Origin of the sequence: Flavivirga aquimarina, from assembly GCF_030540835.1 — a bacterium.
Classification (GTDB): domain Bacteria; phylum Bacteroidota; class Bacteroidia; order Flavobacteriales; family Flavobacteriaceae; genus Flavivirga; species Flavivirga aquimarina.
The window spans coordinates 23,322-33,802 of sequence record NZ_JAUOEK010000089.1 but is presented as its reverse complement, the minus strand read 5'-3'; the positions used below and the strand labels follow the sequence as shown (position 1 = coordinate 33,802).

Here is a 10,481-nt window from a genome sequence, read left to right as displayed (position 1 = left end):
TAGAGGTATTTCGCTGGTTTCATTTTGACCTAAAAAGGTCAAAAACCGAAATTCTGTATTTAGATTCCCGTTTTCACGGGAATGACAATTTCAACGGAAACCCCGAGGCAGAGCCTCGAGGAATTCTTTTCGATTAAATGTAACATTCTCGCATAAGGAAAGCACAGCTTTCTTTATCTTTTCACATATTAATTTGTTTAGTTGCTGTAACTGTTTTTTTCCTCTGGCTTATCACTAAGATACTGCACGAACTCATACTGATTTCCATCGGCATCAGCAAAATAGTCTCTAATCCTGAATTGTTCTACTTCTTTCGGAAAATCTCGCTTGTATCCATTATTCAAAAGATTATTGGCTATTTCTTCAACATTTTTCACCACAAAACCTAAATGATTTATACCTATTTTATCATAGTTCTTGTCAGTTTTTAGATCACTCTGCTTAGCTTGATTTAGAGCTATATAAGTGTCATCATCACCAAGATGAACCCATTCTCTCATAGCATTACCTCCTCCTCTTATCTTAAAGTGAGGAAAAGCTGTTTGAAAAAACCTGATGGCTTCCTGTAAATCGTTTACTGTAATGTTAGCATGTTCTAAGTATATACGCTGTGTTCTCATAATATTTCGTTTTTAGTTTAGAACAAATATCACAATAGCACGTAAGTAATAAAACAGACTTAAGTACAGAAAAACACCTGTACCATAGTACAGGTTATAAAAAGATTGAAAATAAATCAGGAATCAGGTACCAAGAAAACCCCTTTTCAAACTGATATCTACTGCTTCGGTACGAGTGCTCGCATTGAGTTTAGATAGAATTGCTGTAACATGAAATTTTACGGTGCGTTCGGTTATGAATAGCTGTTTACCAATCTGACTGTTGGTAAGCCCCTTTTTTATCATGGTAAGAACTTCTAATTCCCGTTTTGTTAAGGGTAACTCAGGATAAAGAAACTCTTTTGTTTTTGATTCTGCCCCTTCTTGTTCCCTTGTTTCTTTAGTTAGTATAGCTAATTGCTTTTGTAGCTCTTTCGCTTTGTTTAATGCTTCATTGATCTTGCTCTTGTTATTATTTGGATTATCAAGGCAAGATATTATGGCTTCTATTTGTGGATGAAAAACCTGCTTTAAAACCCTGTTAATGGTTGTACTCGATTCAATATGATTAATATTATACGACTGCTGTAATCTAGCCCGTTGAATTGCAGCTCCAACCAATTCACTAATGGTGTTAAGAATAGCTAATTCCTTTTCATTTAATTGTCTTGTTTCTTTACTAAGCAAATTCATGAGCCCTACTTTTTGCTGGTTGATTATTATAGGAATTACTGCATGAAACTTCAAACCTTTTGTACCAGTGTTAATGTCCTTTAATCTTGAGCAAGTAATCTCACTGATATTCATTGCCTTATCAATATCATCTGCCAAGTATTGTTTAACACAATAACACCAACCAGATAATCGTTCGGGATGATTACTTAAAGCAGGTGGTAAATTATATGAAGCGGCTAGATAAACCGATTTATTATTTGGTTCAGTAAGCCAGAACCAGCCCGTTTCTAAATCTAGAATTTCTACAGTTTTCTCTAAAGATTTACGAAGTGCAGCATGTAGAGAGAATTCCTTATTTAGGTGACTCGCTATTTCATATAAATGAGAAAAATAATTTTTATCGTCCATTGCTGTTAACTAATAACTGTAAAAAGAGTGTATCATAACTGTTAATTACTTTTTTGAAATTGCACTCTTATTTATATCGATATAATATGGTTAAACTACCTAAAATAAAAAGGTAGACTGAGTAAATTATCTTTATCATTTTTTATTTTTGATTTCATGCTTGTACCTAACAGTCTTGTAAATGAAAAGTAACGAGTTTTTATACTTATTTCTCGGTTATTAATTTTATCAACTCTTCTTTTGCCCCTTTTCCAGGTCGATTAGCAAATCCATTTACTAATTTTCCGCTCGGACTGTAAATTAAATAATGAGGAATTGTTTTAATTCCTAACTTCTCAATAACTTTCGAGACATTTCCGTTTTCTATAAAATAATTTTGACTATCCGCAATTCCGTCTGATTCGATTGCCTTTTTCCAGTTTTCTTTTTTGTCATTAAGACTTAAATAGATAAACTCAATATTTTCCTTTTCGAGTTCTTTTTTGAGCTTATTAGATTCTGGCATTGTTTTTCTGCAAGGTGTACACCAACTTGCCCAAAAGTCAATATAAAGCCACTTTCCCTTATTATTTTTTAAAAGGCTAGAAAAAGTTAATGTGTCCTTTTTTAGATTTGTTAAAACTAACTTATCTGATTTGCTAAAGTCAAGTTTAAAGTCCTTTTCGAGTTTGTTAAGTTGTTCTATGTTGGTAATGTTTTCTTGTAATTTTTTAAAATATTCTTCTTTGTCTTTTACTCTGAAATTTTGGCCAATTCCATTGTAAGCATTAAAAAGTAAAAAGTTTTTTGCCGTTTGGTTGAATCGTTTGTCTTTTAAGATTGAGTCAAATCTTATTCTTGAATCAATATAAAATCCACCAGAGTTTCCATTATTTTCTTCTATAAATTCTAAATCATATTTCGAAATATTGTTTAAATATTCTCTAAAGAATGAGAATTTCATTAAAGAATCAGTTTTTGATAAGTCAAATCCGAATAGTTGTTCAATGGTTTCTTTATCTTTAAAGGATTTGTTTTGTTCCAACCACTTTTTAATGTTCTTCATTTTTTTATGCTTTTCCATTAACATTTTTAAAGCATCTTTTCGATATTTATGATTAACCTCATTGATTTTGTTTGAAGTGAATAAAGAATCTAACAATTGTATTTCTCTTGTGTAATCATTTATGGCTTTGTTATAGAAAGCTATGGAATTTTTATTGGCATTTTTTATGTCATGATTTAACAAAAGATGCCCGAAAATCAAGTAATGACTTGAATATTTATTATTAAATAACTTTTTAAGTCTATAGCGATTATAATTTAACTCTATATCGTTAACAGTTCTATTTGTAATCTTTGCTATTGGAATGTTATGCACATAATTGAATACAATAGTATCTCCATTTTTGACTAAAAAAGACTCTTTGATAGAAGTAAAAAAATTATTTGTAGTTAATTCGAGATATTCGTTGTAACATTCAATTGCTATAGTATCTCTAACTTTTGGCTTTGGTTTCCAAGTTTGGACATTGTTCATATAATCTAAATATGTAAAGCCATTATTGCTCCGAAACGATTTTGGGCCTAAACTGTCTTTTGTTTTTTTTCCTACACTATCTTGCTTTATTAAATGAACATATTTTTCAGGTGCATTAATTGAAATTAAAACAACTTTATTAGGTTTTGTCTTTATAAACTTAACATCCGTTTTTTCCTCTTTGCAAGAAAAAAAAAGAACAATCGAAAGAAAGAATAATATTATTAGATTAAATCTCATTTTTTTAGCGTTACGTCCTAAAATATGGCTACAGTTAAAAATTGTCCCGATAGCTATCAGGGTTAAACTGTTAATTTATATACCATATTTGGTGTTTTAAAGTCTAAAGATAAATGTAATCTTATTTCGTTGTACAAATTAATGGCATTTTTTGCGGCTCTTTTTGCATGAACCACGTTTATAAATGTTTGATCAAGATAAAATCCCCTTAGCTGTTCCAATCTAAATTATCAACAAGAAAGTCAATGTATCTATCGTATTACCTTCCCCAATCATATCATCCAAACAAGTAGTGAATAAAGTAACCTGTTGACGTGATGCTCCTTGCATGTATTTCATACTTTGAATTTCGGAAATATAATTTTAATAAGTTCCATAAAAGTCATCGTGAAGCATTGAATCCATTTCATTTTCTTCGTCAAAATCCACTAACATTACTTCTTCCCATTCTCCAAATTCTACAGTTGGGTCAGCAGTTCCGTCTATGATATTGAGAAATGAGAAAAAAACTTCCGCTGTATTACTTGCAAAAACTTTCCTTAAAGCACTTTTTAAAGTTGGATTAACTTCTAGTTTTTCCAATTCCGATTTTTCGACATCTGTTAGTCCTCCATTAGATGGATAATTTATTAATCGGTTTGTTCTTTTATGTTCTAGGTCATTGACAGTATGACTAGCATTTTCTTCAATCAACTGATGAATAGAAACTAAAAGTGATTTTTTATTGTTTTTAGATAATTTCATAGTCATTCTTGTTCTACAATAAACTTTTCGTAATTCTTTCTGATATAGTCAACTTGCAGCTTTTCTAAACCCTCTATATCGTAAAATTCGTCGTCCAAATCGTTAAATTTAGGATTCCGCTTATTGTTAAATTCCGATTCTTGATTTTTAAAAACTTCTATTGTTTTTTCGATGACATTTACAAAATCATTTGCATCAATTCTATTAAATCCAGCCAGAGCAATTTGCGCATATTCAAGTCCGTAGTTATGCAAGAATTGGTCAAATCCCCCGTTTTGAACATCTCCTTCCAATACCCACATTGCTTGGAATTCCGCCATTGCTGGGTCAGTTATTTCGAGGCTTTCCCCAAAAGTTCCAAGTTCCAATTCCACTGATTTTTCATAAATTAAACCAACAAGATTTTCATCTGTTGAATTTTGTAAATCAGTCAATTTATATTTTACTTTTCGAATCATTTCTCAGAGTAACCAAATATACACTAACCTTTGATTTAACCCTAAATTAAACATTATTTTTATACATGTTACCTATTGACTTTTTATGCCGTCGTCTATTTATTATTCCAACTCCATAAACCAAAATTAACAGATTTACTTATTCTCAAATCGTTTCTTGCTATAATAGCCATTATTTGTCCTCTGTGGTGTGATTCGTGAGCAATCATTTGAGTAAAAAAAGCTGTAGGATGTGGTTTATAACCTTTAATACTTTCTTGTTCAAATAACGCATATAAAGTATCACTCATTTTTTGTGATGATTTTTGAAGTGCTTCAATAAGTTTCTGTTTACTATTTGCGTATTTTTTATCTATTTTTAAATCAATTTTTTCATCGACTTTACCAATCCAAAATGAACGTATATTGTTAATGTGTACAAATTGTTCTCCAATACTTCTTCCTTTGTCATTTAGTTTTGTAAGTAACCAATCCTCTTCGATATTATCAAGCAAGTATAAAGTAACTTTATTGTTTTGATTCCAAGAATAGATTATGTCTGCTTTGATGTTCATAAATTCTAATTTTCTTTAAAGAAACCTGTAATCTGTTTAAGCTTGTTATTTTCGTAAAGGACAAAACTTGTACCATTACTAAGAACCTCATTATTGTCATTAATCATATTCCAATTTACTAAACATCTATTATGATGAATATTGATATCTGTAGTGACAAATGAAGCACCTTCGAATTCTTCCTGAAATTGTTTCATATAATCTGATAATTGTATATAACCTTTCACTTCAAAGTTTGGGTCTTTATATTCAAAGTCATCAGTTAGAATTTTTTGTAACTTTTCTGCTCGTTGAACTGAGCTGGTTTCATTCCAACAAGTTCTATAGATGTCCCATATTTCGCCAATTGCTTCCATATATTTTATTTTTTTAATGAATTTAGAAATGAAGTCATTAATAAATGACCTGAATCTTTTGTACTCTTTGACCTAGTTAGGAATCCGAAAAATGTAGTATGGATTATTTCGGTTAGTTTGTCAGAATTAATAGAATTGCTTAAATCTCCATTTAATTGAGCTTCTTTAACTGTTGGTTCAAGGACTATTAAAAAGTTATTAAACTGTTGAGCTGATAATTCCGCAACAGAACTGTTTAAAGAACCCATTTCCGACATTATGTTATTTACAAAACAACCTTTGTAATTATTCTCAATTTGAGAAGTGAGCATATTCGTATATAATTCAATTAATTTGTCAAACGCTTTTAAAGAACTGTTATTTAATTGGTTGTGTATATGATTGACTATCAATTCTCCGTATGCATTAATGGTTGTTAGTAGAAAAGACTCTTTGCTTTCAAAGGAATTATAAAAAGCTCCTTTAGTCATTCCTGTTTCTTTACATATTTCATTTATACCCAAATTATGAAATCCTTTAACCCAAAAGAGTTCCATGCCTTTCTTTACTACTTTTTCCTTATTGTGTTTATAATTCATATTTCAAATATAAACAAACAGACCGTTCTGTACAAAATTTATTTAAAATATTTAATCAAGATGTGATTTTTCCGCTTCTGACTAACGTAAAATTATTGTGTTCAAAATCAACAATTTAAAATTAGTTGTTTTTTATCTCATTTTTCTCATCTTCGTTAGCCATAGTACTAAAGACTCTTTTGGAGTCTATGAGGGATTGCAGCTAACGGTCTCGGCTATGAGTAGTTGCGTGAGTTAGCGATTAACTTGGCAAGTAGACACCAAACTGAAAATCCGCGAGGTTTTTCAGAAGTAGGCGAGAACAAGCAATTACTCATAGTCATTGTTGTGCGTTCGGCTTTTTATTTCTTTTTGTTCAATAATTTTTCAATCTTTTCAAATGATTCATTCCAACCTTTTACCATATAGGGTTTCATTTCATTAAATGTCTTTCTTTCAATTTCTGTTGATTCGCTAAAGATTTCCCATTTAACGGTCATCTTTACTTTATTCTCCGCTTCTTGTACAAAATCAGCAGTTAGCAATAGACTGTCAGGATAGGTTTCTGAAAATGGTGCTTTTATAAAATTTCCGTCTTTATCGCTGAAGCTTTGCACATACACCAATTGTTCATTCGGGTTTATGGTTTTGTAATGTAATTTACCATATTTGGTCAATTGGTCAGGTGTTGTCATTTGCCAAAGTGCAGTTCCGTTTTCTTTTATGTCAGAATTCAAAAATGACATTTCTGCTCCTGTCGGTCCCATCCAACTTGTATAAGTTTCAGGGTCAATCCACATATTGAACAATGTTTTTTTATCCGTTTCAAATGTATGGCTGATGATAAATATGTCTTCCAAATTTTCTATTTCCTTTGTTTTCATTTTTATATTTTGATTGTTTTGTCCAGAATTTTTGTCTTCTTTATTCTTGCAAGCACTTAATGATACTATTGTCAAGATTAAAATTCCAAGTGTTTGTCTCATTCGTTTTTATCTGTTAATTTGTTTTTTTGGTCGTTTTCTTTAGCTGACGCACAACGGTCTCGTATAAGAATCGTAGCCTGCCGATAGGCGGCTATGATTTCATATACAGTGTTACCTGCTTTTTTTATTTTTTTATCAATCCCTTATTGTTTTCATTCGGTTCAATCAAGTCCCACATATTCCCATATAAGTCCTCAAATACTGCAACAGTTCCGTATTCAAATTCAGTTGGTGGTCGAACAAAACTTATTTCTCTTTCGGTCATCTTGTTATAGTCTCTCCAAAAATCATCTGTGAAGAGAAAAAATCCAACTCGCCCACCTGTCTGATTTCCGATGCTTTCTAATTGTCGTCCATTTGAGGCTTTAGCAAGTAACAAACAACACTCTTTTGCTCCTGGTGGTGCAACCATTACCCATCTTTTATTTTCGTCTATTCTTGTGTCCTCAAGTAATTTGAAATCTAATTTTTCCGTATAAAATTCAATTGCGTCATCATAGTCTTTCACAACTAACGCAATATGTGCTATTCTTTGGTACATTCTCTTTTGTTCGTTCTAATTGCAGGTAACTTAAATATATAGTTAATATTAACTATATATCTATAATGCGAACAACTAATATAGTAAGATTTTCCTTTTAATTACACTATCAGACTACAGAAGCTTTTATCTCGATTATTACAATCTTATTTATTAGAAATAACAACTAATTTAGTTTGCTTTAGTTGCTGCCCTTGTAGGCTTAAAACATATGTTCCATTCGAGAACGATGACACATCAAGTTTTACTTCAGAAATGGCATAAATCGTTTTATCCATTATCTTTCTACCATCCATAGTAAACACCTCTAATAAATTGGCATTTTGAGAGATATTTTTTAAATATAAAGTACTTTCAACTGGGTTTTGAAAAACTACAAAAGAATCACTATTTAAATCTTTATCATTTATTGATAATGCTACCGTTTCTTCCACACTAAAATTGGCAAATAGAACGGTTTCATCTCTAAGGTCCTGTGCGTTGTTTAAGCTTCTGTATATGCCCCATTTAGGCCTTACAAAATCAGCACCAGATCTCCAATTTATAATATTGTTATTGGAATATGAAAACAATGTTGCATTATCGCTAACTCTTTTTATCACGATATTGTAGGTTCCTGAAGCACCATATTTAATGACTTCTGTTACTTCTACCCAAGTCCCTTTAAAAGTTGACAAATCTGTTTTTAGTAACGTTGTTTGCGAATTAGTTTCTGCATAACGTAATTCTAGTTGGTCCGGACTCCCCTTTCTTGTTGTCAAGGTATACATAGGCATACTAGCCAAAGATCCTCCTACTGACTTTAATTGATGAATATGCGTAAAATTAGGTGATGATTGGAATCCTGCATCAAGTTTGAATTTCCATTTATAAACTACCATTTCATCTTCTATACCTAGCAGGTTATCTGGAGATTTATCATAAGATTTTATTTCATTCCGCTGTCTATCAAAATTAATACACCTATCATTATCCGTTGCCGTATGAATATGAAACCGAAAAACATGAGTATTTAACTCACTATCAAATACTTCATCAATATGCTCCCCAAATACCGCATGATTACAATCTGGAACTTCGATTGGATTATGACCAGGTGCTAATACAGAAGTAATAAGCGAATACGTATTTCCCAGACCATCGGCATTTAATACAACTTGTCCAAAGCTGTTATTAAATATAAAAAGTAGGCAAAAAACAGATAAAAACTTCATAATAAACATATTGGTTATCCAGATTGGTTTACCAAATATAATTAATATAATTCTTGTATTCTATCTTTTTAATTCAATTCTTTATTATAAGTAAACCTTTTCACAGCCCAGACTTAAACAACATCCTTATCGCAGCCACATGCGAAAACAATACGATAGGTACAATTACTGCCGGGAGCCATACAAAAGGAAAATAAGCCACGCCTATGTTGGGCTGATTGAATGCTAATTGTTGAAAAGGCGTTTGTGCACTTAAAAACGCTATAGTTAAAATATTTATAAGGAGTAACAAACAGATAATGTTCCAAAACAAGAGTCCCTTGCTGCCTATCCACTTTTTAATAAAAACCAGATAATATATAATCGGTGCAGAAAGCCCGGAAAGAATATCAAAATTATAGCCTTCAAAAGTCATAAGATCCGGTATTAATCCTTCTAAAAAAACATAAAAAAGAATAATTTCAATTGGGATTCTAATCACATGGAGCAAAGTCAACCATTTCAAATCCAGATTATCCGAAAACTCACGTCCTCTTTTAGTTAAAAAAATGAGTAAGACAAAAAGAATACCAGGGCCTAGGAGAAAAATAAGCCTTGGTGGAAAAACCTCTGTCGTTCTGTAAAAACCTGATATGCCAAGCGCGCTTATAATACTCATCCAAATAATAATACCGAAAAGCACTTTTTTACTCTTAGACGTTTTGTAGAAAAACCATAGCGTAGCCCATGTTGTGAATACAAAACATAGGGTTATTATATTTGATATGTCTGCCATAATGTAATTTTTATGACACAAAATTCAGTAGAAATAAATTTATTCTACTTGACAAAAGGCAAGAAATACAGGTTTTATGTTTTTCTTCTTAATCTGCTGAGTGTGCTATCTGTAATACCTAAATATGAAGCGATGTATTTTAAGGGTGAATGCTTTAAAATTTGTGGTTTCGTCGCTAATAATTCTTTATAGCGTTGCTCTGCCGTTTTGTTAATCATACCATAGTTTCGCTTTTTGGAAGCCATAAACTCTTTAACTAAAATGGCTCGTCCAAAATCACGAAAAGCTGGTTTTTGATGAAACAGCATATTAAGTTTCTCACACGAAATCTTAAATCCTATACAATCGGTTATGGCTTGTATATTAGCTTCTGAGGCAACTCTATTAAAAAAGGAAGTGACTTCAAAAACGATATTGTTTTCAAGGAAAAAATCGATGGTTATCTCATTGCCTTCCAAGTCAAAAAGAAATGTACGCATCAATCCTTTTTCGAGATAAAGGTAATCATCACTAATGGTCTTTTCTCGCAATAGGAAATCTCCTTTTTTAAATCGGACAGGATGAAAACCTTGTGCTATTTCCTGTGCTTCGATTAGCGGAATAGGCACAATACTTAGGATAAAATGTATTAATGAATCTTTATTTTGGGTCATAAATAATATTATAAGTCATTAAGCATGAATCTTTGTGCAAGTTTTGTGTTATTACAAAAGCAAGTTAACCAATGCTACTTATTTTTAACTCAATTCTTTGCTTTAAAACATCTTTTGTTTATTAGTGTTTTCTTAATGGCAATGGTTATATGTAAGATTAGTTGCATTTTTCAAGCATCTAATTTAACAAATACAAACCGAA

At 31.3% G+C, this 10,481-nt stretch carries 13 protein-coding genes; all 13 read right to left on the bottom strand.

Features of this window, described 5'->3' with window-relative positions:
• Window positions 1-197: 197 nt before the first annotated feature.
• The 13 genes from Q4Q35_RS08155 to Q4Q35_RS08095 all read right to left on the bottom strand — a co-directional run bounded on the left by Q4Q35_RS08155 (window position 198) and on the right by Q4Q35_RS08095 (window position 10,279).
• Entirely contained in the window at window positions 198-620 is a 423-nt protein-coding gene (locus tag Q4Q35_RS08155; protein WP_303277469.1) for a VOC family protein, read from the bottom strand.
• Window positions 621-743: 123 nt separating this feature from the next.
• The gene (locus Q4Q35_RS08150; protein WP_303277468.1) at window positions 744-1,682 is read right to left on the bottom strand and encodes a LuxR C-terminal-related transcriptional regulator; all 939 of its coding nucleotides are present in this window, start codon (window positions 1,680-1,682) and stop codon (window positions 744-746) included.
• A 205-nt stretch (window positions 1,683-1,887) separates the two neighbouring features.
• Window positions 1,888-3,441, bottom strand: a complete 1,554-nt coding sequence (locus Q4Q35_RS08145; protein WP_303277467.1) for a TlpA family protein disulfide reductase — start codon at window positions 3,439-3,441, stop codon at window positions 1,888-1,890.
• Between the two features lie 363 nt (window positions 3,442-3,804).
• Window positions 3,805-4,185: a hypothetical protein gene (locus tag Q4Q35_RS08140; RefSeq protein WP_303277466.1), complete on the bottom strand. Its 381-nt coding sequence runs from the start codon at window positions 4,183-4,185 to the stop codon at window positions 3,805-3,807.
• A 2-nt stretch (window positions 4,186-4,187) separates the two neighbouring features.
• The gene (locus Q4Q35_RS08135) at window positions 4,188-4,643 is read right to left on the bottom strand and encodes a phage tail assembly chaperone (protein ID WP_303277465.1); all 456 of its coding nucleotides are present in this window, start codon (window positions 4,641-4,643) and stop codon (window positions 4,188-4,190) included.
• 95 nt (window positions 4,644-4,738) lie between these two features.
• The gene (locus Q4Q35_RS08130) at window positions 4,739-5,197 is read right to left on the bottom strand and encodes a DinB family protein (protein ID WP_303277464.1); all 459 of its coding nucleotides are present in this window, start codon (window positions 5,195-5,197) and stop codon (window positions 4,739-4,741) included.
• Window positions 5,198-5,202: 5 nt separating this feature from the next.
• Window positions 5,203-5,553 carry a nuclear transport factor 2 family protein gene (locus Q4Q35_RS08125; RefSeq protein WP_303277463.1) on the bottom strand — a complete coding sequence of 117 codons (351 nt, stop codon included), beginning with the start codon at window positions 5,551-5,553 and terminating at the stop codon, window positions 5,203-5,205.
• A gap of 5 nt (window positions 5,554-5,558) precedes the next feature.
• Entirely contained in the window at window positions 5,559-6,131 is a 573-nt protein-coding gene (locus tag Q4Q35_RS08120) for a TetR/AcrR family transcriptional regulator (RefSeq protein WP_303277462.1), read from the bottom strand.
• A gap of 341 nt (window positions 6,132-6,472) precedes the next feature.
• The gene (locus Q4Q35_RS08115) at window positions 6,473-7,096 is read right to left on the bottom strand and encodes an SRPBCC family protein (protein ID WP_303277461.1); all 624 of its coding nucleotides are present in this window, start codon (window positions 7,094-7,096) and stop codon (window positions 6,473-6,475) included.
• A 124-nt stretch (window positions 7,097-7,220) separates the two neighbouring features.
• Window positions 7,221-7,637, bottom strand: coding sequence for a VOC family protein (locus tag Q4Q35_RS08110; protein WP_303277460.1), 417 nt, complete (start codon window positions 7,635-7,637; stop codon window positions 7,221-7,223).
• Between the two features lie 146 nt (window positions 7,638-7,783).
• Entirely contained in the window at window positions 7,784-8,851 is a 1,068-nt protein-coding gene (locus Q4Q35_RS08105) for a T9SS type A sorting domain-containing protein (RefSeq protein ID WP_303277459.1), read from the bottom strand.
• A gap of 100 nt (window positions 8,852-8,951) precedes the next feature.
• The gene (locus Q4Q35_RS08100) at window positions 8,952-9,626 is read right to left on the bottom strand and encodes a DUF8737 domain-containing protein (RefSeq protein ID WP_303277458.1); all 675 of its coding nucleotides are present in this window, start codon (window positions 9,624-9,626) and stop codon (window positions 8,952-8,954) included.
• 74 nt (window positions 9,627-9,700) lie between these two features.
• Window positions 9,701-10,279 carry a Crp/Fnr family transcriptional regulator gene (locus Q4Q35_RS08095; RefSeq protein WP_303277457.1) on the bottom strand — a complete coding sequence of 193 codons (579 nt, stop codon included), beginning with the start codon at window positions 10,277-10,279 and terminating at the stop codon, window positions 9,701-9,703.
• Window positions 10,280-10,481: the final 202 nt, after the last annotated feature.